This window comes from Kribbella sp. NBC_01505 (assembly GCF_045040285.1).
In the GTDB taxonomy this organism is placed as follows: domain Bacteria; phylum Actinomycetota; class Actinomycetes; order Propionibacteriales; family Kribbellaceae; genus Kribbella.
Map to the genome: position 1 here is coordinate 49,461 of NZ_CP109425.1, position 23,578 is coordinate 73,038.

Consider the following 23,578-nt stretch of genomic DNA (forward strand, 5'->3'; position numbering starts at 1 on the left):
GCCGTCAGATCGTCTTCCGCATCAGGGCTGCTGCCCACGTGACGTCATCCAGGACGGGAGTCTGGATGCGGTTGACGACCTCGTAGCCGAGGGACCGGCGCATGGCCTCGCTGGGCGGCGTACACATCGCTTCGAACGTGCGGTAGCCGGCGTTTGTCGCGGCGAGTTCGGTGACGCGGGCCAGCAGGGTCGCGAACCCTCGCCGCCCGTAGCGCGGATCGACGTAGGTCGCCCGCATCGTGGCGGTCTCGCTGTCGACCGTGTGCTCGTGGTTGTCGGAGGTCCCCGGCGGGTGGAAGGTCCCGCGGTGGCTCCAGCCGCTGCAGGCCACGAGCTGTTGGTCGATCTCCAGGACGTAGTAGGTGCCGTCTTCGATCAACTCCGGCTCGACCCAGTAGAACTTCGCGTCCTGTCCGGCAGCGAGCTGTTCGGGGCTGTAGTGCGCGGCGAGCAGGGCATAGACAGAACGCTCTGCCAGCCGCCGCAAGGCCTCGACATCGACCATCGTGGCCGGCCGGATAGTCAGCGGAGCCGCCAGCTCGAGGTGCCGCCGCTCGTTGGTGTCGCCGTTCATCGAAACTCCAGCAATCGACTCGTGAGGAACACCTCATGATCAGCCGGCCGAACCCCGGCTCGCATCGGTACCGACTACCTATCTTGCATCCGATCGGGCCCGTCCGCCCGTAGCTGCTAGATGCTTACCAAGTCTCCGGCGTCACTCGACCGGTCGGTGAAGGGCACGCTCTTGGCGGTTAGGCGGACGTTCCCAGCCCGACCAAGTAGCGGGTCAATGCGATCCGGTCGGTCACGAACTGCGCCAGCTCAGGCGTCACCGGCTCGGCGAGCCGACCGACTGGGAGCGACAGGAACGCGCTCCGGATCACCAGTGCTCCGTCCATCCCGGCCCGTACGTCGTCCGCGGTGATATCGGAGCGTCCTTCGGCGACCAGGCCCGCGTGGTACCGGCCGATCACCAGCTCGCGCAGGTTGGCGATCCCGGCCACATCGAGTTCCCCCGCCTGCGCCCGGCCGATCAGTAGCTGACCGAGATCATCGCCGGCCGCGACCAGACCTCCCGGGGTCCAGTCGATCCCGACGAAACTGTCCGGAGCATCGATCAGGAGATTCTGCGGGCAGGCGTCACCGTGCCCCATCAGCTGCGGGCGCCGGGCAAGATCGTCAAGCAGAGCAGGGATCCTGTCGACGAGTTTCCGCAGATCGTCGTTGAGCTCGGCATTGCCGATGATCAACGGGTGCGTCCACACGGTCTCGTCGAGGATGGCCGGCACAAAGAACTGCTGGACCAAGCCCTCGTACATCATCGGGGTGAATTTCCCCGGCGAACGGAGCGCGACCGCCGGGAGAACGTCGTCGCGAGTGATCCGGGCCGCCAACCTGCCCAGGAGCTCAGCGGCGTGCCCGTAGCGATCGGCATCCCAAGGAAGGTCGACGGTCTGCACATCCTCGACCACGAGCAGAAGATGGTCGTCGTCGAGCACCTCGATGCCGTGCAGCTCCGGCAGCCGCAAGCCGGGCGGCAGCGAACCCCGCAGGTCGCCGAGATAGACGTCGGCCTCATAGCGCCACAGGTCGGTCTCCAACGCCAGCCGGCGGAAACCCGCCGCGATGAACTCGATCATCGGCCACTGCCGGTAGGAGTTGATGACCTTCACGAAGTGCGACTCCGCCGAGGTCCGGTACCGATAGAGATGCGCCGTCGTCGGCGAGTTGGCGTCGTACCCGACGTCGCTCAGATGCCCATGCCCAAACATGTGCCGGAGCTTCGCGAACACCTGCAGGTCAATCATCCCCGACTCCTCGTCTCGAACTCATCACTACGAAGCCCGGGACCGCATCGGTTCTCCTGATTCTCGGGCCGCAGAATTGTCCGCCGAAGCCATCGCGATCTGATTAGACTCGCTGATGCCTATCGGAGAGGGGGTCGGCCGGTGTTGCTTGAGCGCGCGAGCCACGCTGCACGGCTCGAGGCTGCCCTGACGGCTGCCGCCGATGGCGCCGGTTCGGTGGCACTGGTGACCGGTGAGGCCGGGATCGGCAAGTCCAGTCTGCTCAAAGACTTCACTGATCGGATCGGTACGACGGCCCGCGTACTGACCGGCGCCTGCGACGACCTCTTCGCGCCCTCGGCGCTCGGCCCGCTGCGCGACGCCTTCCGGGGAACGACGGCCGAGCAGGCGCTGACCAGCGGCACGATCGACGAAGTACTGACCGCACTGCTGACCGAGTTCGATCAGGCGACTCCGACTGTACTGATCATCGAGGACATCCACTGGGGCGACGACGCGACCTTCGACGCACTCCGGTACTTCGCCCGCCGGATGCAACAGCTCCGGGCGCTGGTCGTACTGTCCTACCGCGACGACACCGTCGATGCGCTGCACCCGCTCCGCCGCCTGCTCGCCGCCCTGACGGCGGCCACGGTGCACCGGATCGCACTGGAACCCCTGTCGTTGCGGTCGATCGAGCAGCTGGTCGCTGGATCAGACTGGAATGCCACCGAGCTGCTCGAACTGACAACCGGCAACCCCTTCTTCATCACCGAACTGATCTCCGACCCTGGCACCATCTCGGCCACAGTGGTCGACGCCGTCCTCGCCCGGCTGACGCCTCTCAGCGCAGCGGCCGTCGACGCGGTCGAACGCCTCGCCGTCGTACCGGAGAAGGTCGACTTCGCCTTCGCCGAGCGCCTGGTCCCCGACCACGAAGCACTGGTCGAAGCGGACCAGTGCGGCGTACTGATTGCTGCTGGCAACCAGATCGGATTCCGCCACGAGATCGCCCGACGAGCGATCGAGGACGCGATCCCGCACACCCGCCGCCGCGCCCTGCACCGAGCTGTCCTCAGTTGCCTGCAAGAAACTCCCACGCCGGCCATCTCCTCGCTCGTCCATCACGCCGTACACGCCGGCGACGTCGACACACTGCTGGTCTACGGCCCCCGCCTCGCGCGGTCGGCGACGAGTGCGGGCTCACACCGAGAGGCCTTGCGTACTTACCGGACCGTACTGCGGCACGCAGGGCGACTCGGGTTCGAGGAGCGAGCCGCGCTGTACGAGGACTGCGCCTGGGAGTTCCTGACGGCGGGTCGGCACTCAGAAGCTGTCGAGGTCGGGCAGGAGGCTGTCAACCTCCGGGCGAAGGCCGGTGAACCACTCCGTCTGGTCCAGTCCCTGCTCCGGCAAAGCCGCTGGCTGACCGACGCAGGCGAATTCCCACCGGCCCGGGACGCACTCAACCGAGCGGCCGACATCGCGCAGACACTGGGATCAAATGTCGCCGACGCAACAATCGCGACGCACCAAGCGGTCCTGCTGGTCATGTCCGGACAGCTCGCCGAGGGAATCCCGGCGATCGAGCGAGCCCGCGACCTATCGCAAGCCGCAGGCCTCCCCCGGGCGGTCAGCATGGGGCTTGGCTACCTCGGCGTCGCACGCTGCCTCCTCGGGGACCACACCGGCCTGGACGACCTCGCGGAGAGCCGCGTGAATGCCCTGGCCCACAACGAGCCAGAGGCCGCCAGCCGCTCGCACCAAGTACTCGCCGAGATGCTGTACTTCCACCACTACTGGCCCGCGCTAACCGAATGCCTGAGCAGCGCAACCGAGACCGCCGACGAACACGGCTACTGGTCGCACCTCTTCGGCTTCGAAGTGGTGCAGTCATTGCTTCACCTTCGCCAGAACAAATGGGAACAGGCCGAACAGCGCCTCCGGCGCCTGATGGAGACCTACCACGACCCAGTCCTGCTGCTCCCGTACTGCTACCCGGTGCTCGGCCGCCTCCTCGCCCGCCAAGGTTCCAAGGAGGCCGAGCCCATCCTGAGCGCGGCCTGGAACCGGGTCGCCGCCGCACCGACACCGGGCGGCTTCGTCCACGCCGCCACCGCCTACCTGGAGTGGTCCTGGCTCAACCAGCGCCCCGACATCGCGGACATGATCCATCAGAAGCTGACCACCACCTTCCCCGTCGCCGCCGGCCCACTGTTCAGCGAGCTTCGCCGCTACCTGGCGCGCAACGGCATCGATGCCGTGAGCAACCATGCCGACGGCAACGGCTTCGAGCTCGCCCTCAACGGCGATTGGCGGGCGGCCGCGGCGTACTGGCACGAAGCCGGCGACACCTACGAGGAGGCGCTGGAGCTCGCCGGCTCAGGCGACAAGGAGTCGATGCTCCACGGCCTCAGCCTGCTGGAACAGCTCGGCGCGACACCGGCAGCCGATCTGGTACGGCGTGAGCTCCGGGCGACCGGCGTACGGGGAATTCCGAGTCGGGCGACGCTGCAAACCGAATCCGGATCAGGGCTCACCCGCCGCCAGACCGAAGTACTCGCCCTGCTCGCCGAAGGCATCACCAACGCCGAGATCGCGGACCGCCTGGTGCTCTCCGTCCGCACCGTCGACCACCACGTCGCAGCAATCCTGACCAAACTAGGCGCAACCAACCGCCGCGAAGCCGCCACCATGCTGCACACCCGAGGCCCCAACCCCTGAACCGATCGGCCACGAGGACACGTACCGGAAGGCGACTCGCACACTGGAGGAGCAATGTCTCACATCGCCGGACTGGTAAACCGCTCGAACGATGCCGCTGGCCGCTTGATCAGCGGCGACGTCCGAGGCTATCTCGAGCTCATCAAGCACTCGGACGACTACACGTTGATGGCGCCCTCGGGTGGCGGGACCCGGCACGGTTTCGACGCCTCCGACGCAACGGTGAAGGCCCTTGAGGAGTACTTCACTGCCGGCGAGGCTCAGGTCGAGCTGACCGGCTCCTACGCCTCCGGCGACCTCGTCGTACTGGCGCTGATCGAACGGCAACACGGCGAGGTAGGCGGCCTCCCAGACCAAGACTGGTCATTGCGCGTCACCGTCGTCTTCCGCCGCGTCGGCGACGACTGGCAACTCGTCCACCGCCACGCCGACCCCCTCGTCCGCCCCATCAGCCACGAGCAAGCAGCCCAACTAGCTCGCGGCTGATGCTCTCCTGTGCGGGACTGCGCACGCGATGGCGAGCAGGACGAAGAGGCTGCAGAACAGCACCGCCGTCCAGCTCCGCTGTGGGTCGAGAACCGCGCCGGGCTCCAGAGCCGGTACGACGGCGTACCCGATCAGCATTCCCGGCACGAGAGCGAATCCGACGACCGCACAGGGAATCCTGACGCCGAGCGGAGATCGGTTGGTCAGCGAATAGCCGGCCAGCATTGCCAGCGCGGTCATCATGAACGAGGCGCTCCCCTCCCCCGTCTTCAACAGATGCCCGACGGCACCTGGAATCGTCAAAGGAGTCACACCGAAGATCAGTGGCGCGCACACCAAGAGCCGCCGCCGCTCCAACCCGATCCGGCGCCGGTACTCCGACCACGCGAGCAGGCCGCCGACGATCGCCCCCGGAAGCAGAATGCCGACAAAGGTGCCGTACCAGGTAAACCGCGACTCCGCAGCCCCGACCAGCTGGATCATGAACGCCCGCAACGCCGCCGTCCAGGCCACGCCCAGAAGCGCGCCGACAGCAACCAACGTGCGGGCCCTCCTAGCGTCCTCAGGCATGTCGACTCCGCGCGGCGACAACCCCGCCCAGGACGGCGAAGACAACCATCCACCCCGCGATCGCCAACTGCTCGCCTACCGGCCCGGCCAGAATGCCCGGCGTCATCGGAACAAACACGTAAACGCCGACGCCCAGCAACAAGAACCGCTGCCACCCACCCCACACTCGCGCCCGCACCACAGCAACCCCGCCGACGATCGCAGACACCCCCACCATCAACGACAGCACGCCGTACACCCCACCGAACCGGGTCCGAGCAACCACCGAAGCAACCTCCAGCACAGCCAGCCCCACCATCGCCAGCCCACTCCCCACCACGCCGACCCAACCCGCCCGCGACCTCCCAACGGCCCCCGAAAGCCCCACACCCAACAACACCAACGCCAACACAAAATCCCGCACCATGAGCACCACCTGCACCCCCGCAAACGCCCCCGCCCCAAACGGATAGCTGTACACCCCCTCAGCCACCGCAGCCGGATAAACCAGGATCAATCCCCCCACCACAACCCCCACCACCCCGGCCCAAACCCCCAACTGCCCAACAACAAACCCAACCCTGCTCCACCCCATCACCCACCTCCTCCGGTTCACCCCCCAGTACGGCGAGCCGCTCCCACCCGGTTCGCCGAGCAGCGTGATGTCCGGCGCACAACCTGGGCCCCTCCTCTGAACCCTCGTGGCCCTCAGCCCCGACACCGGACCCGCCGCATACCTGAAGCACCCAACGCCAACTGAGAGCTCCCTGCGACACCCCCGCCCCAGACAGCAACAAACCCATCAGCCCAGCCAGCGCAAACACGACCGCCGTCCTCTTCGAAGGCCGCAACCAAGTCCCGTCAGCCCTAGGCAGCGTTCACCCGTGGCCGCCGGCCCCGCCGCCCAGCTGCCACTCGGCGCTCCTTCCCGAGCAGCAACCAGGCCCGTCAAGCCCACGCAACGGAAACGCGGTCACCAGGCTCCCCACCAACCCGCAACCAGAGCCCATCAGCCCCAGGCAACGGAGAACGCGGTCACCCGCCCTCCCCACCGGACCGCCACCAAAGCCCATCAGCCCTAGGCAACGGGAAGCTCTGGCCGCCGGCCTCGCCATCCACCTCAGCCATCGTGGCGGCCAGCCGTGCTGTCTTTCAGATCGGCCGGTCGCGGCGAGAAACCACAGCGCGACGTCCCCGGCCGAGTCCTTTCGGTCTGCACCCCGCCCGTCCGCCAAGGGCGGCCGACTGAAGCGCACGGCGAGCTGAGCGGATGGCTGAGGGGGATGGCGCTGCCCCTGACCGCGCTTCGCGTTGCCTACGGCTGACGGGCTTTGGCTTGGGTGCCTCAAGTGTCGCTAGTCGGCAACTAGTGATCGCCATTTAAGAGGCACCTACCGACCAACGCACCTCGCCAGCCAAGTCCCGTGGTGACCACGCCAGCCCAGACCGGTGGTGAAGCTGAGTCCACTGCCGCTCGGCTCCCTTCCCGAACCGTACCCAGAGCCCGTCAACCCGGAGAACGCGGTCACCGACCCTCCCTCCCGAACCGCAACCAAAGCCCAGCAGCCCAGCAGCCCAGGCGACGCGAAGATGGTCACCGGCCTGCCTTGCCGGACCGCAACCCAAGCCCGTCAGCCGCAAGCAACCGGAACCTCCGTCGCGGCCTCGCCCTCCACCTCAGCCACCGCGGCGACCCACCATGCTGTCTTTCAGATCGGCCGGACGCGGCGAGCAACCACCAACCCACGACACCGGCCGAGTCCTTTCGGTCTGCACCCCGCCCAACCACCAAGACCAGCCAACTGAAACGCACAGCGAGCAGAACGGATGGCTGAGCCGAACGGGGAGCCCGGCGACCGCGCTCCCCGTTGCCTGAGGCTGATGGGCTGCGGCTTAGGTACGTGACGTGGTCGGCTGGCCGGAAACTCTTCGGCGACAGGTGACGAAAAGGTCCGACCACCACGACCACCGACACCTGACTTAGCTGTGGCCAGGTGTGGGCAAGTTGAACGGGCAACCAGCCCACACCAACAGCCCACACTTCCTTTGTATATAAGGGGTTCTGGGCTCGAAAACTGTCGGTGGCCATGGCTATGCTTTGGGGTATGGAGATCTTGGCGATGCCACCGGTGTACACGCAGAGCGGCAGCGAACTGCTGTCGACTCTCGACACCCTGATGGCCACCGCCGCCCTGGTCGAAACCCTGAAACTGCAAACCATGGCCCGCCTCGACGAAATCGGCACCGCCCAAGAACTCGGCGCCCGCGACACCACCGAACTCGTCTCGCAGCGCTACCGGCTCGTCCCCGCCGACGTCCGCAAAGACCTCACCTTCGCCAAGAACCTCCCCAAATACTCCGCCGTCGCCGACGCACTGCCAGACCCCGCCGACCCATCGAAGTCGGCGGCCTCTGAGTCGGCGGGGTCGGCGGTCCTGGCGGTCCTGGCGCCGGACTCGGCCAAGGTCATCGTGTCGACCTTGGAGAAAGCACCCTCCACCGTGCCGGTCGAAGTCCTGGACGTCGCCGAACGGGAAATGATCCGGGCCGCCGAGCACACCAACACCCGCGAGCTCACCAAGTTCGGCCGCGACGTCCTCGCCCGCCTCGACACCGACGGACCCGAACCCGCCGAAGACGAAACCCACAAGCAACGCTCACTGCGGCTGCGTGATGTCGACGGCGGGGTGAAGATCACCGGGTTCCTGCCCGGCGCCGCCGGGGAACAAGTCAAGACCCAGATCCACACCCTCGCCAAACCCCACAAAACCATCGACGGTGAACGTGACCCGCGCACCCTGGAACAGCGCCAAGCCGATGCGCTGATCGGGATCTCGGATGCTGCGGCAGGCAACCCCGACCACCCCGGCGTACCGCACCTCACCGTCACCATCGACTTCAACGACCTCAAAAACGCCCTCGCCAACGTCCCCGACGCCTTCAACAGCGCGGCCGGCGCGAACGGTGCGGCCGGTGCGACCGGCGCGAACGGTGCGAACGGTGCGACCGATGCGACCGGTGCCACGGGTGGATCGGGTGGGATGGGTGAGTTGGTGTTCGGCGGCAACCTGTCCGCCGGCGCCGTCCGGCTGCTCGCCTGTGATGCCGCGATCCTCCCGATCGTGCTCGGCGGCGATTCGCAGCCCCTGGATGTCGGCACCGAACAACGCTTCGTCAACCGCTACATCCGGCGGGCATTGAACAAACGCGACAAGGGCTGCGTGGTGTGTAAAGCACCACCGTGGATGTGCCATGCCCACCACGTCATCCACTGGGTCGACGGCGGCCCCACCAGCCTGCACAACCTCGCCCTGGTGTGTTCCGCCCACCACCGCGCGGTTCACAAGAACCAATGGACCATCACCATCACCGCAGGCGTCGTCCACGTCGGTCGCCCATCCTGGGCCGACCCACCACCACCCACCCCTGCGGACCTTGCTGCCATGGCCGCGTGGGTCACCCCTGCCCACAACACCGAAACGGCCAACGCCGACCGAGGTGGTCCCGGCGGGTCCGACGCCAGCAGGGCTGGTCCGAGCACGGGCGGTGCCGGTGAGGTTCACGCCGACGCGGCTAGTGCCAGCACGGCCAATGGCAGTGGCAGTGCGACCAACGGCCGCGGGACCAGTGGCGACAGGGCTGGTCCGAGCCCGGACGACGTCGGCGCGGCCGGCGCCAGTGCGGGCGATGCCCGCACGACCCGTGTCGGTGTGGCTCATGCCAGCACGGGCGCTGCCAGCACGGGTAGTGCCAGCACGGGCGGTTCCAGCGTGGACTGGCCTGGAACCAACGCGCTGCAGGCACAGTCAACCCGGCTCCCCACGGCCAGCTCCCTGCCCAACCCCGCACTGGTCGCGGCGCGCGAAGCCTTCCGCGCCCACCTCCTCTCGCAGGCACCCGGCTACACCGACCCCTGGGCAACCGACGAGACCCCAGCAGCAGGACCGTAGAACCCTGCTGTGCCGGGGGCTCGCGGTCACCGGGTACGAAGCACAGCAGGCGTCCGTGGATCAGCAACGACCACGGCGCCAGGCTCAGCCGCGTGCCGCACGATCCGGGGCCGGCTACAGCGTCGGCTGGCCGGACGCTGTAGTGGGTTCCGGGTCGACTCGCCGCGCGCTGCAGCGGATTCCGGGTCGACTCCGACATCCTCGGGTCGGCTCCCACATCCCCCGAGTTGTCCGCGCGCCGCACGGTCTGCGGACGTGGGCACTGGCGGCGTACCGTGCTCGACCGGCACGCCCCAACTCACCGGTGCCCCCGGCAATGGTTGGTGCGTGCTCACGGCACGGTGGGGTGCGATCACCAAAGCCACGGCGCCCAATCAGCCACGCGGTCTGCGCCTCACCAAACCACGGTCTCGGATCAGCCACGCGGTCTGCGCCTCACCAAAACCACGGTCTCGGATCAGCCACGCCGTCAGCGCATCACCAAGATCACGGCGCCGGAGCAGCCACGCGGTCTGCGGATCGCCCACGACCACGGCGCCGGATCGGCCGCGCGGTACACGTTGCTCGCCGGCAACCGCTGGGCCGGAGCAGCCGCGCGGTAGACGATGCCGGCTGACAAACCGCTCGGCCGGAGCAGCTGCGCTGGACGATCGAGGCCGGCAACCACCACCTATTCAGTCCCAGGCGAAGAGGAATCTGGTGCCGCAGCATGTGAGCACCAATCCGTCGGATCGCTCAGCCGCGCACCGGGCACCCCTGAGTCGCAACAGCAACAGCCAGTATCCAGGCGGCGGCGGAGTTGGTCGCGCGGGAGGTTGTTGCGGGCGGCACCTAGTCACCTCTGTTACCGGATCGCTAAGCAACAGGCCATGGTCGGCCGGCGACCGGCCACCTCGTACGTGGCTGGGCGCGTTCGTGCCTGGCTGTAGATCGGGCGACGGGAGCTGCTGGTGTTTGCGGTTGGCTGGATGGTGCCGATTGCGAGGTTCACGGGGATCTACCGCCGCTCCGTGGCAGTAGATCCCCGCAAATCTCCCACCAACACCGATCACCTGCGGCCGGGCAACGTACGTGGGGGTGTTCGTCGCTGCGGCCGTTCAACGACCCGGGGTCGGCAGGTGCGGGTGGTTGGCGGGCCCGGGGGCTGGTAGGCCCGGGGGTTGGCAAGCCCAGTGGTCGGCAAGCCCGGTCGTCGGCAAGCCCAGTGGTCGCCAAGCCCAGTCGTCGGCAAGCCCAGTGGTCGCCAAGCCCAGTCGTCGGCAAGCCCAGTGGTCGCCAAGCCCGGTCGTCGGCAAGCCCAGTGGTCGCCAAGCCCGGTCGTCAGCAAGCCCAGTGGTCGCCAAGCCCAGTCGTCGGCACGCCCAGTGGTCGCCAAGCCCAGTCGTCGGCACGCCCGGAGGTTGGCACGCCCCGGGGATGGCAGGCCCGGGGATGGCAGGCCCGGGAGTTGGCAGGCCGGCGATGGGGGCGTTGGGAACCGGGGGTTGTTGGTGGGGCGTAGTGGCTGTGTGGCGAGTGGGCCGGGGTTTGTCTTGCGGCAGTTTGTGGATGGGGATGTTCCGCGCATCATCGAGGCGTGCAACGATCCGCGGACTCTGCGGTGGCTGGTGAAGATTCCGCAGCCGTTCGGCCGAGCGGAGGCTGAGCAGTTCCTCGCTATGCGGAGACGGGTGGCTGCGGAGAGGTCAGCTGGGTGGTTGCCGACTCCGAGACTGGCCAGTTGCTGGGTGACATCAGCATCGCGACCCCTCCGGATGCGATCGATCCGACCAGCGGGACAGTCGGCTACTGCGCTCACCCTGATGCTCGTGGTCGCGGCATCATGACGGCAGCCCTCGGCCAGGTCATCGAGCGGGCGTTCAGCCCCGACGGTCTGGGCCTCAGGAGACTGGAGCTCACCGTTGGCGAGGGCAACAAAGCCTCGGCTCACCTCGCTCAGGCGAACGGGTTCATCCTGGCCGGCACCTGCCGCGCCGCCAGCCCCCTTCGCGACGGCACCTTCGAGGCCCTGCTGATCTTCGACCTGCTGGCCACGGATCGTCCCTGATCGTTCACGAGGCCAGTCGCGGAACAGCTCGGACGTCGACCGGCGGCCCCTTCCCCCCGTCGATAGCGCAACGCCGCACGCAAAAGCGCCCTGCTCCCAGCCGACCTCGTACTGATTCGCCGCGGGTCGACTGCGGCGCTCACACCCAAAGCATTAGTTCGGGGCTTCGACGCGGGAGACCGCCGTCTTGGCCGCGGCACCGGTTGCGATCGCGACCACGAAGAACAGTTGCAGCAGATGCTGCGGAATCTCGACAGCCTGACTCGGGATCGACGACTCGTCGCTGGACAGCAGCTGCCCACCGACAACTTCCGCGACGGCGAACGGCAGCGCGGCCCAGCGCCGCCAACCTGTGTATCCGCCGTTGCGGGCGAACAGGACTGCGGCCATCAGCCCGGCCAGCATGCTCAGATTCCCACCGATCGGGAACACCAGGCCGACGGCTCCGATCTGGTCCGAGCCGACAACGAGCATCGCCGCCCCTCCGATGGCAAGCAGCCACCAGCCGACGGCGGTTACCTGCATCGCGATCCTTGTCGGCTGCGAGATGTCCCTGATGAGCGCACCTACCGTCGCGAAGAACAGACCGGAGCCGGCCAGCGCGAGAGTGGCGACCACCGTCTCGAAGTACCACAGCCCGCTGCCGACTGCCGGTTCGCCAGGCAGTTCGAGCGCCGAGTCCACCAGCCAGCACGCAACAGCCGCGAACCCGATCAGGCCCGCGATCTTCATCCGGCGTACGTCCATCTCTACTTACCCCGATCCCGTCAAGTCGTTGTTCGACCACCGGTACGACGTACGCGGGGCGATCGGATCCGTTCGGGGTGGATCGGGCGGCTGCGGGCCGCACCTGGCACGCGCAACGAGACGGTGGTCGGGGCAGTGTCTCGTTGCGCGTGGTCCAGGGGATGGTCAGGAGTAGCTGACCGAGTAGCTGTTGACGTTGAAGTTGAGACCACCGCTGGAGGAGGTGATCTCGTAGCCGAACTGGACATCGGTGACGTTCACGTCACCCATCCAGTTCTGGCCGCGGATCCAGTTGAGGATGGCCTTGATGTCGACCGAACCGGAGTTGGTGTTGCCGGTGCGGACGAACGAGAAGACCGCGTTGGAGCCGTTCGTACCGCGGTAGACGTCGAACGTGTGCCCGCCGACCGAGGTCGTGGTCTGGCGGCTGCCGAGGGGGCCGACGGCACCCTGCTTGTTCATCCAGATCATGATTTCGTAGTTGTGGCCGTCGGCCCAGATGTCGTAGCAGGTGCAGTAGGCACCGCTGCCGGGGCGGGACACGTTGAAGTTGCTGGTCAGACTGCCGAGCGAGCTGATCCGGCGGTTGATGTCGCGGGCGGAGTGCGGGTAGGACTTCACGCCGCCGGTGTTCGGGTGGTTGGCCCACACGCCGAAGTTGCTGTAGGAGTTCGCCCAGATCGTCTGGGCGCCGGCACCGCTGCCCCAGACGTTGTTGCGGACCGTGTAGCCGCCGTTCGACCACGTGCCCCATTTGTCGCTCGACTCCCAGGTGGCCGCGTGGGCCGGCAGTGCGGAGGCGAACAGAGCGGCCAGCAGCGTCACCAGCGCCACGACCGCCTTCTGCGGGGTCGCGAAGGATCTTGGGGAGGTTTTCATCATCGATTTCCCTTCTCGGAGTGGGCGTCGGCGGCGAATCATCGAAGCGCTTCGATATTGCGTGAGAAAAAAGGCGGGAGAACCCGCCGCCGACTCCAGGGATCAACAATGTCGAATTCGATTCGAATTCGACAGATGCGCCGGAGATCATTCCCTCCGGAACGCCATCACTATGCAATGCGAACGCAGTACGGTCAATGTCTGGGCGGCCGAGACCTTGACGCCGGTCACGAGAATGTCCAGAGTGGTATTGTCGAAGCGCTTCGACTGTCAACTCCGACCCAGAGGTGGGGCCCATGGCGACGATCGCCGACGTTGCTCGGCATGCGGGCGTCGCGGCCAGCACTGTCTCCTATGTTCTCAGCGGCAAGCGTTCCATCTCGCCCGAGACACGCCAACGGGTGCAGGCGAGCGTCGATGCCCTCGGCTACCGGCCGAATGCGAGCGCCCGGGCCCTGGCCTCGAACCGGTCCAACGTGCTGGCCCTGGTCATCCCCCTCCGCGCCGGGATGCACGTGCCGGTGATGATGCAGTTCGCGACCGCGGTGGTGACCACAGCCCGCCGGTACGACCATGACGTGCTGCTCCTCACCGCCGACGAAGGCGCGACCGGCCTCGAGCGGGTCCAGCAGAGCGCCCTGGTCGACGCGGTCGTGGTGATGGACATCGAGCTGTACGACGAACGCGTGCCACTGCTGCGCGCGCTCGATCTGCCGTCGATCCTGATCGGCTTCCCGCTGGATGCCGAGGGCCTGACCTGCATCGACCTGGACTTCGTCCGCGCCGCCGAGCTCTGCGTGGACCACCTGGCCGACCTCGGTCACCAGCGCATCGCCCTGCTCGGTACGCCGTCAGCCGTGTACGAACGGCAGACCGGATTCGCACAGCGCACCCGGGAGGGGTTCCGTTCGGCCGTCGACCGGCACGGTATCCACGGCGTCGAGACGCCCTGCGAGGCAACGCACGAGGCCGTGCTGGCGACAGTCGAACAGCTCCTCCGCGAGGAGCCGGATCTCACCGGCCTGGTCGTTCAGAACGAGCCGATCATCGGCCCGCTGCTCGACGTACTGCGCAGTCTCGGCCGGCGCGTTCCCGAGGACATGTCCGTGCTGGCGATCTGCGCGGACGACGTCGCGGAGGGGCAGCGCCCGCGGCTGTCATCGGTCGCGATTCCGGCCGAGGAGATCGGGCAGCAGGCGGTGGAGCTCCTGATCGGCAAGCTGGACGGGCTCGCCCCGCCCGCGGGGACACTCGTCCCCGCGGTGCTGACCGCTCGGGCCAGCAGCGGCCCCGCGCCTCAGCCGGACCGCTCCACCACCGCCTGAGCTCCCGGCTGCAGCGTCAACGCACCCTCGACGGGCCGCCCGCTCACCAGATCGTGTCCCTCGATCTCGATCGCCACCTCTGCCGCACCGTGGTTCAGCAGGAAGGTCCACGTGTCTGCGTCCTTCCGGCGGCGGACCATCTCGACGCCGTCCGGCAGTAGCGGCATCGGTACGCCGGCCCGTCGGCAGACCGTCTCGACAAGCCGGCGGTAGCCGGGGTCCTCAAGCTGGGTCGAGACGTACCAGGCCTCGCCGCCACCGAAGGAGTTCCGGGTGATCGCCGGCGAACCGGCCAGCGGCCCACTGGCGTAGACGTCCACCACCTCGGCGCCCTCCGGATCAACCTGCTCACTCCACCAGCGCGCTTTCCCGGCGTCCGCCAGCTCGGTCTCGGCGACCGGATAGAACTCCTCGACCCGGATTCCGAGCAGCTCACGGAATGCGCCCGGGTAGCCGCCGAGAAACACCCGGCAGTTCGGATCCACAATGCCGCTGAAATAGGTCACCAGCACATGCCCACCGGCCGCGACATATTCGCGTAGCGCGGCCGCATGAGCAGGGTCGACCAAATACAGCGATGGAACGACGACAAGCCGGTACGGCGTCAGCTCCGCCCCCGGATGAATCACGTCGACCCCGACCCCGGCTCGCCAGAACTGCCGATGCGCGGAGCGAACCGCCTCCAGGTAATCGAGGTCGGACGATGGCAGATGGGTTCCCTGCATCGCCCACCAGGCAGCGGCGTCCCAGAGCACGGCGACCTCTGTCTCGACCTGACTACCGGTCACGTCACCTAGCCGCCCCAGGAGGCCACCCAGCTCACAGGTCTCCAGGAAGCGCCGGGACTCCTGGCCGGCGTGCGGCAGCATCCCGGGATGGAACTGCTCGGCCCCACCAGCGGAGGCCCGCCATTGGAAGAACAGAGCACCACGCGATCCGCGGGCGACGTGCGACAGACTCATCCGCGTCATCCGCCCCTGCTCTTTGGTGTGCAGGCGCTTGCCGTCACTGATGGCGCCGGGGGCCTGCTCCATCAACAACCACTCGCCACGCCCCGCCCATCCCCTGGCCTGATCCGCGGCGAAGGCAGTCTGCTCCTCAGGCTCCAGGCCGGTCCCGGACGGGTAGTTGTCGATGGCAACGAGATCGACCGCGTCGGCCCACTGGCTGTGATCGACCGGCACCCACCCGCCGAAGACGAAGTTCGTCGTCACCGGGATATCTGGTGTCGCCGCCCGGATGATCGTCTGCTGTTCCTTGAAGGCCGCGAGCAGCTCGTCCGACCAGAACCGCCGGTAGTCGACGAACTGCGCGGGATTGACCAGGTACTGCGTCGCCCGCGGCGGCATCACCTCTGCCCAGTCGGAGTACCGCTGGCTCCAGAACGACGTGGTCCAGGCCGCGTTGAGCGCGTCCAGATCGCCGTACCGAAACCGCAGCCAGGTGCGGAAGGAAACCGCGGCTTGATCGCAGTAGCACATCGTGCCGTACTCGTTGTGGACATGCCACATCGTCAGCGCCGGGTGCTCGGCGTACCGGTCGGCCAGCACCCCACAGATCCGCGCGGCCGCCTCACGGTACGCCGGCGAACAGACGCAGTACGTGTCCCGGCTTCCATGGGTCAACCGCGTTCCGGCCGCCGTGACTGTGAGGGCCTCCGGATGCTGCAAGCTGAACCACGGCGGTGGCGATGCGGTCGGCGTCGCCAGGTCCACACCGATGCCGTGATCCGCGAGCGTGTCGAGCACCGTGTCCAGCCAGCCGAATTCGTACTGCCCGGGCCGCGGCTCCAGATTCGACCAGGAGAAGACGCCGACCGTGACCAGGTTGACCCCGGCCAGCTGCATCAGCTCGGCGTCCTCCTTCCAGGTCTCCGGCGACCACTGCTCAGGGTTGTAGTCGCCGCCGAAGGACAACACATTGCTCAACACAGTTCTCCGTAAGGAATCCCGAGTCCGTTCGTGGACACGAACACCCGGCCGTAGACGCGCGGATCACCCGTGATCGCGTCGTTGGTCGAGGCGTACTGGTGCTGGTCGTCATTGACCCGGATCCAAGAGACACCGATGTCGTCGGACCGGTAGATCCCCGCGCGCCCGGCGACCTTCGCCGACATGTACACCGCCATGTGTGGACGACCCGGCCGCGCCTTGCCGAATCCGATCGTCAGCGCCTCGTCGACGCCGCTCAGCCGACCGAAGGTCAGGCCGCCGTCGGTCGAGCGGTACAGACCGCCCGTGCCACCCGCGAGCCAGCAATGACCGGCCCGGTCCAGCACGGTCTCCAGCTTGGCCTGCGACAGCACCAGACCCGTTGCCGTCGGCACGAAAGTCCGACCACTGTCGACACTGCGGTACGCCGTGCCGGTTCCGGCCGCGACTGCGATGAACAGCGTCGGGTCGACCCGGTCGCCCACCACGGTGACGTCGTTCGGCAGGCCCTCGACCGGGGACCAGGTAGCACCGCGGTCACGCGAGAAATGCGGCGCGATGTTGCCCGAAACCCAGATCAAGGTCCGCGCATCGGTGCTGACGGCAACCTTTCCGGTCTGGGTCAGCCCGGCGGGCTCCCCCGGGAACGGCGCCCACGTCTTGCCGGCGTCGACCGAGATCGCGCCGCGCTTCCCCGCCGAGTCATTGGCCAGCCGGACAACGAAGCCCGGCGTCCGGGCGGCGTAGTCAAGGCTCGGCGACGTACCGCTGACCGGGTTGGCAGCTTGACCATCAGCCGGTACGACGTCCAGCCGGTCGTGCCGGTAGACGCCGATGTCGCCGAGCGCGCTGATCAACGGCGGACCCCACGGCGGGCTGATGAGGTCCAGCACCGCGGTCTCTTCGAGCCCTTGCGCCCGCACCGACCAGTGCGTACTCCGGCCACGCTCGGCGTTCCGCACGTCGTCGGTCCCGAAGACCGTCGCGCCGGTCACGTACATGACCTTGTCCGAGTCGAACGGATCGATCGAGATGTCACCGATCATCCAGCCGAGCTTCGCCTTCTCCCCATGAAAGGTCAGGTACGGCGCCCCGGACACATCCAGCTCGATGCGCTCGGCGATCGAGTGCCACGTCGCGCCGCCGTCGATCGAACGGAAGACGTCGTCGACCGGCCCCCACCGGCCCATCGTCGACACCATCACCACACCCGGCCGGCGCGGGTCGGTCGCGAGACCGGCGTACCCGAATCCATTTTCGCCACCGGTGTTCGGCCGCAATGGCGTGATGTCGGTCCACGCCCCGGTGCGAGTGTCCAGCTTGTGCACGCCGCCGTTGTACATCTCGTACGGCCCCGGCAGATCTCCATACGTCACGTAGAGACAGCCGTCCGGGCCGAGCTCCCCGTGATGCGGCATCAGACCGGTCGGCTGAGCGGCGACCGGCTGCCAGGTCAGACCTGCGTCATCACTGCGGTACAACGGCGATGCGGGATCGGTCGCGCCGACGTAGATCGTCGGCGTCGGGCGCCCACGGCGAGCACCCCGGGGATCGAAGAAGACGAACCCGAGCCCGATCCCCGCCGTACCGGTGGTCGGGAAGCTGTCGACCCGAGCCCAGGTCACGCCGCGATCGGTGCTGCGCCACAGGCCCTGGTGGCGGGTGCCGAAGTAGAGCACCCGGCCGTCCTTCGGGTCGACCGCGAGCCGTTCGCCCATCGAGCGGCCCGGTTCGTTGCCGCCCAGTTTGAAGGGCAGATCCGTACGTTCGAACGTCCGGCCCTGATCGCTCGAACGCAGGATCGCCCCGTTGATCGGGGACCATTCGTTGGTATAGGTCCCGACCGCGAGATACAGCCGGCGCGGATCCGCCGGATCGAGAGCCAGGCTCTCGACACCGGTCAGGTTCCATTCCTCCAGGCCGACCCAGTTCAGCAACTGGACCCAGCGCTGCGTGCGCTGGTCCAGCCGCGCCGCGCCGCCGATATCGGTGCGCAGATACACCAGCCCGCGCTGGGCCGGATGGTGGATGATCCCGGTGACGAAGCCACCGCCGACGATCTCGACGTTGCGCCAGCGATACCGCTCCCGTTGGCTCGTGGCAGCGGCGGGCTGAGTAGAGGTCGCGGCGACAGCAGCGGCTCCGGCGCTCAGCGCCAAGAAGTTCCTTCGCTTCAAGTCCATAAAGATCACCCCTTGACCGCGCCGATGATGACGCCCTTGGTGAAGTGCCGCTGGATGAACGGGTAGGCCAGCAGGACCGGTACGACGGCGATCACGACGATCGCCATCTTGATCGCCAGCGTCGGTGCCGGGGCGAGGTTCATCCCCGGCGACGCCACGATTCCACCGGCGCCCGACGGCAACTGCTGGGCCTGCACGATGTAGGTCCGCAGCACGAGCTGCAGCGGCCACTTGTTGTTGTCGTTGAGGTAGAGCAAGGCGTTGAAGAACGCGTTCCAGTAGCTGACCGCGTAGAACAGCCCGACCACCGCCACCACCGCCTTGGACAGCGGCATCACGATCCGGGTCAGGATCCCGAACTCACTGGCGCCGTCCACCCGGGCACTGTCGATCAGCTCCCCCGGGATGCCCATGAAGAACGACCGCATCACGATCAGGTTGAACGCCGAGATCGCCGTCGGAAGGATCAGCGAGGCGTAGCTGTCGATCAGCCCGAACGAGCTGACGAGCAGGTAGCTGGGGATGATGCCCGGCCCGAACAGGAAGGTCAGCAGCACCACGAACAACAGCGGGCGATGCAGCAGTGACCCCGGTCGCGACAGCCCGTACGCCGCCAGCACGGTGATGACCAGGCTGAACAGCGTCCCGATCACCGTGACGCCCATGCTGACCACCAGGGCTTTGGTGACCACTCCCCCGGACAGCAACTGGACGTACGCCGACAGTGTCAGCTCGCGCGGGACCACCACCAGACCGCCGGCCCGGGTGACCGCCTCGGTACTCGACAGGCTGGTCACCACCACGACGTACAGCGGGAAGGTGACGGCCAGCACGACCAGCGCGAGGATCACGCCCTTGCCGATCCGGCCGGGAACCGAGGGCGGCTCCTCCCAGGCGGGCCGCTCGTTCTCGGGGGCCACGGCCCGGCGCCGGGCCAGCCGGCCGGCGATCGTCAGATTCGGAGAGGTCATGACGTCGAATACACCCCCTGCTCACCCATCATGTGAGCGAATCGATTGGCGACCAGGATCAGCACGAGCCCCACGACTCCCTTGAACAGTCCGGCGGCGGCGCCGTACCCGAAGTCACCGACCAGCAGGCCCTGGTAGTACACGTAGGTGTCCAGTACCTCCGACACCTCGGAGCCGACGGCGGCCCGCTGCAGGATGAACTGTTCGAAACCGACGGACAGCGCGTCACCCAGCCGGAGGATCAGCAACAGGATGATCACCGGACGCAGGCCGGGCAGCGTGATGTGCCACAGCCGCCGCCACCGGTTGGCGCCGTCGGCGGCCGCTGCCTCGTACAGGGCCGGGTTGATGGTGCTGAGCGCGGCGAGGAAGACGATCATCCCCCACCCCGCGTCCTTCCAGACCGCCTGCGAGGTGACCAGCAGCAGGAAGGTGTCCGGGTTCGTCATCAGGTCGAACGCACCGTGCCCGTGCGTACGCAGGGTCTGGGCGAGCAGGCCCGAGCCGCCCAGCATCTGCTGGAACAGCGAGACGACGAGGACCCAGGAGAAGAAGTGCGGCAGGTACGCCACGCCCTGGATCATCGTCCGCACCCGCACCGACAGCACGCTGTTCAGCAACAGGGCCAGGAAGATCGGGATCGGGAAGAAGAACACCAGCTGGAACCCGGTGATCGTCAACGTGTTCAGCAGCGCCGACCAGAACTCCGGCTCGCTGAACAACCGGGCGAAGTTGGCGAACCCGATCCACTCGCTGCCCCGGATCCCGGCGTACGGCGAGTAGTCCTGGAAGGCGATCACGTTGCCCAGGGTCGGGAAGTAGTGGAACACCCCGAGCAGCACGATCACCGGCGACACCATCAGCAGCAGCGGCCAGTCCTTGCGGAACCGCTGCCGCCAGGTGGCGCCGCCCCGGGCGCGGCGGCGGGACTCAGCGACCGTTGTCACTGAGAACCTTGGCGAAGAAGTCACGGCCGGCGTCGCCGCCCTTGGTCTGCCACTCCGTGATCGCGACCTTCAGGTCGCTCATCGGCCGGCGGCCGCGGTAGATGTCCTGCACCTTGTCGTTGAACGGCTGGGCCAACGCCGCGAACTTGGCCGGCTGCTCGACCCGGATCCCCTCGAACAGGTTCTTCTCGCGGACCTTCGCGATCGCGTTCTGCAAGGCGCTCATCGACTCCACATAGCCGGGGTACTCGCTCGTCGTGATCGCCAACGGGCGGCCACCGAGGAAGATGTAGGTGGGCGCGATCTCCTTCTGGCCCAGCGGGGTCAGCTTCGGCGCACCGGAGGGCTGGCGGGTGTAGTGCTTGCCCTCGAGACCGTAGTTGTACAGCTGGTTCTCCTCGGTGCCGAACGGCGCCGCGGTGTAGTTGAGCACGCCCAGCAGCTCCGCGATCCGGTCGGCCGGCAGGCCCTTCTTGACGAAGGTGAAGATGCCGGCCGGATCACCGGACCAGACGATCGGCGTCCCGCCGTCGTGGGCGAACGGCAGCACCGCGTCCATCCGGAACGACGGGTTGACCGCCTGCTGGCGCTGCAGGGTCTCGCCCCAGGTGCCGGTACCGTCCTGGCGGATGACGACCTGACCGCCCTCGAACAGCGGCTTCTGGTCGGCGCTCGCGTTCGCGACCACCTCGGGGTGCACCCAGCCGTTCTGGAAGGTCTTGCGGACGAAGGCGACCGCCTCCTCGAACTCCGGCGTCTCGAGCCCGCGGATCAGCTTGCCGCTGGAGTCCTTGCGCCAGCCACCGGGCACGCCGTACGCGCGCATGACCTCGTCGGCGATCGAGCCGAACGCCCACTGCTTGCGCTTGGCATCGGTCAGTTGCTTGCCCAGGGCCTCCAGGTCCGCGATCGACTTCGGCGGCTGGGCACCGACCTTGTCCATCAGGTCCTTGCGGTAGTACAGCAGCCAAGGGATTCCGTCGGAGGGGAACGGGACCGCCTTGAGCTGGTTGTTCCAGACCGAGTAGGCCCAGGCCGCGGTCGGCAGGTTCGCGAGCATCGGGTACGGCGACACCTTGTCACCGGCAAGGTGCGGCGTCAGGTCCTCGAACAGCTTGTCCACGGCCTGGCCGAACCTGGTCAGGCCGCCGATGTTCCAGCCCGGGACGCAGAGCAGCTCCGGGACGTTGCCGGCAGCAAGCAGCGGACCGAGCTTGTCGCCGTAGTCGATCCCGTTGACGATGTTGAACCGGACTCCTGCGCCGATCCGCTCGTTGTTGGCGGCGTAGTAGGAGTTGCTGCCCAGACCGGGCGGGGCCGGGGCCCACAGCGGGGTCATCGCCGTGACCTCCTTGCCGCTCTTCACCGGCGGCTCCGCGACGGCGCGGGTCAGCTGGGTCGGGTACTTCGTGAATCCCGGTGCCGCACCGTTCTCGCCGATCAGGTCGGGCTTGACGCCGTCGAACGGGGTGTACTTCGGCAGCAGGCCGGTCAGCTTGTCGGTGGCCTGGGCGTTCCCGGCCGTGGTCGAACCGCCACCGCCGTCCGAGCAGGCGGTCAGCGACGCGGCGCCGGCGACGGCCGCCGTACCGGCTCCGACGAGGGCGAGAAAACTCCGGCGGTTCGGTCCGCTACTTCCAGTTCCGGTCACAGTAGGTCCTTCCACTGGGAACGACGGACGTTCCGAGCTAGAGTTAGTTTGGCTTGACGCCAAACAAAGTAGTTGATGCACCGCGCCGCGACAAGATGCCAGACTGAAGACCGCCCAGCCCGAAGATCCCATCGACTCCGAACGGACACACGTTGAGCACACCGACCGCCGACTACAGCGATGTCCGGGCCACCAATCTGTCCGCCGTGCTGGGATTCCTGCGGGCCAACGCCCCGTGCTCGCGGGCCGCGATCGCCGGCGGCACCGGCCTGAACAAGGCCACCATCACCAACATCGTCGGCGGCCTGATCGACCGCCGGCTGATCCGGGAGACCGAGCAGACCCAGAACAAGATCGGCCGGCCGGCCACCCTGCTCGAGCTGGACGGCTCGACGTACGCGGCGATCGGGATGGAGATCAGCGCGCGCGGCCTGACCGCGATCGCGTACGACGCCGCCGGTGGGCAGATCCTGCGCTGGCATCGCTCCGGTCCTGGCCGCGGCGCCGGTCCCGACAAGACACTGACCGCGACGAGTGCGCTGGCCCGGCGCGCGATGGCCGCCGTCGAGGCCACCGGCCGGCAGATCCTCGGGCTGACCGTCGGAGTGCCCGGGCTCGTCGACCGCGACGGCACCGTCGTACTGGCGGCCGGCCTCGGCTGGCGCGACTTCGCCCTGAAGCCGCGACTACTGGACGCGCTGAGCAACCCCAGCTTCCCCGTGACCGTCGACAACGACGCCAACCTCAGCGCGCTCGCCGAATATCGCTACGGTCCGTTCGCGGGCACGAGCAACCTGATCCAGATCTCGGGCGACACCGGTCTTGGGGCTGGAGTCATCGCAGACGGCCGTCCACTGCAAGGCAACCTCGGGTACGTCGGTGAGGTCGGCCATCTGCGGGTCGCACCGGACGGTCCGCTCTGCGGCTGTGGTCGCCGGGGCTGCCTGGAGGCCGTGGCCGGCATCCCCGCACTGGTTCGCCGGTTGAACGACGACTCCGATCTCGATGATCTCCAGCTCGCCGTCGAGCAGGTCGTCGCCCGGGCCGCTGCCGGTGACGGCGAGACGGTGAAGGCGCTTCTCGAGGCCGGCAGCTGGCTCGGCCAGGGCGTGGCGATGCTGGCGAACGTCCTCAATCCCGCGCTGATCGTGCTCGGCGGCTACTACGCCACCCTCGGCGAATGGCTGCTGCCCGCGGTCGAGAAGGAACTGCACGAGCAGGCGCTGGCGCCAGGCGCGGGCGGTTGCGCCGTCGCGCTGTCGACCCTCGGCCACGACATCACCGCCATCGGTGCCGTGGCCCGCTCCCTCGACCAGCTCGACGCCGGGCGCATCCCCGGCTGATCCACCCCGGCCTACCCAGCCGAAAAGTTACGTCTCCACCGCCGTCCGGATCTTGACC

18 protein-coding genes are annotated in these 23,578 nt (G+C 67.7%); 6 read left to right on the top strand and 12 right to left on the bottom strand.

Going from position 1 to position 23,578, the window contains the following annotated elements; all coding sequences use genetic code 11:
- Positions 1-4: 4 nt before the first annotated feature.
- Both OG474_RS00200 and OG474_RS00205 read right to left on the bottom strand, forming a co-directional pair.
- Positions 5-574, bottom strand: coding sequence for a GNAT family N-acetyltransferase (locus OG474_RS00200; protein ID WP_405060083.1), 570 nt, complete (start codon positions 572-574; stop codon positions 5-7).
- Positions 575-752: 178 nt separating this feature from the next.
- On the bottom strand, positions 753-1,808 hold the full coding sequence (locus OG474_RS00205; protein ID WP_405060084.1) for a hypothetical protein: 1,056 nt from the start codon (positions 1,806-1,808) through the stop codon (positions 753-755).
- Between the two features lie 141 nt (positions 1,809-1,949).
- Here OG474_RS00205 and OG474_RS00210 point away from each other — a divergent pair, with 141 nt between their 5' ends.
- Both OG474_RS00210 and OG474_RS00215 read left to right on the top strand, forming a co-directional pair.
- The gene (locus OG474_RS00210) at positions 1,950-4,511 is read left to right on the top strand and encodes an ATP-binding protein (protein ID WP_405060085.1); all 2,562 of its coding nucleotides are present in this window, start codon (positions 1,950-1,952) and stop codon (positions 4,509-4,511) included.
- A 54-nt stretch (positions 4,512-4,565) separates the two neighbouring features.
- Positions 4,566-4,997 (top strand): YybH family protein, encoded by a 432-nt coding sequence (locus tag OG474_RS00215; RefSeq protein WP_405060086.1) that lies wholly within the window; start codon positions 4,566-4,568, stop codon positions 4,995-4,997.
- Here OG474_RS00215 and OG474_RS00220 read toward each other — a convergent pair.
- Both OG474_RS00220 and OG474_RS00225 read right to left on the bottom strand, forming a co-directional pair.
- Positions 4,983-5,567: a hypothetical protein gene (locus OG474_RS00220; protein WP_405060087.1), complete on the bottom strand. Its 585-nt coding sequence runs from the start codon at positions 5,565-5,567 to the stop codon at positions 4,983-4,985. The genes OG474_RS00215 and OG474_RS00220 overlap by 15 nt on opposite strands.
- Positions 5,560-6,141 (bottom strand): hypothetical protein, encoded by a 582-nt coding sequence (locus OG474_RS00225; protein WP_405060088.1) that lies wholly within the window; start codon positions 6,139-6,141, stop codon positions 5,560-5,562. Before OG474_RS00225 ends, OG474_RS00220 begins: the two co-directional genes overlap by 8 nt.
- 1,510 nt (positions 6,142-7,651) lie before the next feature.
- On the opposite strand from OG474_RS00225, the gene OG474_RS00230 reads away from it, so the two are divergent.
- Complete coding sequence (locus tag OG474_RS00230) at positions 7,652-9,496, top strand: DUF222 domain-containing protein (RefSeq protein WP_405060089.1); 1,845 nt, start codon at positions 7,652-7,654, stop codon at positions 9,494-9,496.
- Between the two features lie 469 nt (positions 9,497-9,965).
- On the opposite strand, the gene OG474_RS00235 is transcribed toward OG474_RS00230, so the two are convergent.
- On the bottom strand, positions 9,966-10,166 hold the full coding sequence (locus OG474_RS00235; protein ID WP_405060090.1) for a hypothetical protein: 201 nt from the start codon (positions 10,164-10,166) through the stop codon (positions 9,966-9,968).
- Between the two features lie 1,023 nt (positions 10,167-11,189).
- Here OG474_RS00235 and OG474_RS00240 point away from each other — a divergent pair.
- Positions 11,190-11,543 (top strand): GNAT family N-acetyltransferase, encoded by a 354-nt coding sequence (locus OG474_RS00240; protein ID WP_405060091.1) that lies wholly within the window; start codon positions 11,190-11,192, stop codon positions 11,541-11,543.
- Between the two features lie 153 nt (positions 11,544-11,696).
- Here OG474_RS00240 and OG474_RS00245 read toward each other — a convergent pair whose 3' ends face one another.
- Positions 11,697-12,290 (bottom strand): hypothetical protein, encoded by a 594-nt coding sequence (locus tag OG474_RS00245; protein WP_405060092.1) that lies wholly within the window; start codon positions 12,288-12,290, stop codon positions 11,697-11,699.
- Between the two features lie 165 nt (positions 12,291-12,455).
- Complete coding sequence (locus OG474_RS00250; protein ID WP_405060093.1) at positions 12,456-13,172, bottom strand: glycoside hydrolase family 12 protein; 717 nt, start codon at positions 13,170-13,172, stop codon at positions 12,456-12,458.
- 293 nt (positions 13,173-13,465) lie between these two features.
- Here OG474_RS00250 and OG474_RS00255 point away from each other — a divergent pair, with 293 nt between their 5' ends.
- Positions 13,466-14,494: a LacI family DNA-binding transcriptional regulator gene (locus tag OG474_RS00255; protein WP_405060094.1), complete on the top strand. Its 1,029-nt coding sequence runs from the start codon at positions 13,466-13,468 to the stop codon at positions 14,492-14,494.
- Here OG474_RS00255 and OG474_RS00260 read toward each other — a convergent pair.
- Genes OG474_RS00260 through OG474_RS00280 form a run of 5 tightly spaced genes read right to left on the bottom strand, consistent with a single transcriptional unit; the run spans position 14,467 to position 22,177 of the window.
- Complete coding sequence (locus OG474_RS00260) at positions 14,467-16,413, bottom strand: beta-galactosidase (RefSeq protein WP_405064527.1); 1,947 nt, start codon at positions 16,411-16,413, stop codon at positions 14,467-14,469. The two genes, OG474_RS00255 and OG474_RS00260, sit on opposite strands and share 28 nt — an antisense overlap.
- 5 nt (positions 16,414-16,418) lie before the next feature.
- Complete coding sequence (locus OG474_RS00265; protein WP_405060095.1) at positions 16,419-18,608, bottom strand: carbohydrate-binding protein; 2,190 nt, start codon at positions 18,606-18,608, stop codon at positions 16,419-16,421.
- Between the two features lie 5 nt (positions 18,609-18,613).
- Positions 18,614-19,579, bottom strand: a complete 966-nt coding sequence (locus OG474_RS00270) for a carbohydrate ABC transporter permease (protein WP_405060096.1) — start codon at positions 19,577-19,579, stop codon at positions 18,614-18,616.
- The gene (locus OG474_RS00275; RefSeq protein ID WP_405060097.1) at positions 19,576-20,526 is read right to left on the bottom strand and encodes an ABC transporter permease; all 951 of its coding nucleotides are present in this window, start codon (positions 20,524-20,526) and stop codon (positions 19,576-19,578) included. Before OG474_RS00275 ends, OG474_RS00270 begins: the two co-directional genes overlap by 4 nt.
- Positions 20,510-22,177 carry an extracellular solute-binding protein gene (locus OG474_RS00280; RefSeq protein WP_405060098.1) on the bottom strand — a complete coding sequence of 556 codons (1,668 nt, stop codon included), beginning with the start codon at positions 22,175-22,177 and terminating at the stop codon, positions 20,510-20,512. The genes OG474_RS00275 and OG474_RS00280 overlap by 17 nt, the downstream gene beginning before the upstream one ends.
- A 152-nt stretch (positions 22,178-22,329) precedes the next feature.
- On the opposite strand from OG474_RS00280, the gene OG474_RS00285 reads away from it, so the two are divergent.
- A complete protein-coding gene (locus tag OG474_RS00285; RefSeq protein ID WP_405060099.1) occupies positions 22,330-23,520 on the top strand; it encodes an ROK family protein in 1,191 nt (396 codons plus the stop codon).
- Positions 23,521-23,578: the final 58 nt, after the last annotated feature.

Coding starts and splice junctions, on each gene's coding strand:
- OG474_RS00200 (WP_405060083.1), bottom strand. CDS start 574: ATGAACGGCGACACCAACGAGCGGCGGCACCTCGAGCTGGCGGCTCCG.
- OG474_RS00205 (WP_405060084.1), bottom strand. CDS start 1,808: ATGATTGACCTGCAGGTGTTCGCGAAGCTCCGGCACATGTTTGGGCAT.
- OG474_RS00215 (WP_405060086.1), top strand. CDS start 4,566: ATGTCTCACATCGCCGGACTGGTAAACCGCTCGAACGATGCCGCTGGC.
- OG474_RS00220 (WP_405060087.1), bottom strand. CDS start 5,567: ATGCCTGAGGACGCTAGGAGGGCCCGCACGTTGGTTGCTGTCGGCGCG.
- OG474_RS00225 (WP_405060088.1), bottom strand. CDS start 6,141: ATGGGGTGGAGCAGGGTTGGGTTTGTTGTTGGGCAGTTGGGGGTTTGG.
- OG474_RS00230 (WP_405060089.1), top strand. CDS start 7,652: ATGGAGATCTTGGCGATGCCACCGGTGTACACGCAGAGCGGCAGCGAA.
- OG474_RS00245 (WP_405060092.1), bottom strand. CDS start 12,290: ATGGACGTACGCCGGATGAAGATCGCGGGCCTGATCGGGTTCGCGGCT.
- OG474_RS00250 (WP_405060093.1), bottom strand. CDS start 13,172: ATGATGAAAACCTCCCCAAGATCCTTCGCGACCCCGCAGAAGGCGGTC.
- OG474_RS00255 (WP_405060094.1), top strand. CDS start 13,466: ATGGCGACGATCGCCGACGTTGCTCGGCATGCGGGCGTCGCGGCCAGC.
- OG474_RS00265 (WP_405060095.1), bottom strand. CDS start 18,608: ATGGACTTGAAGCGAAGGAACTTCTTGGCGCTGAGCGCCGGAGCCGCT.
- OG474_RS00270 (WP_405060096.1), bottom strand. CDS start 19,579: ATGACCTCTCCGAATCTGACGATCGCCGGCCGGCTGGCCCGGCGCCGG.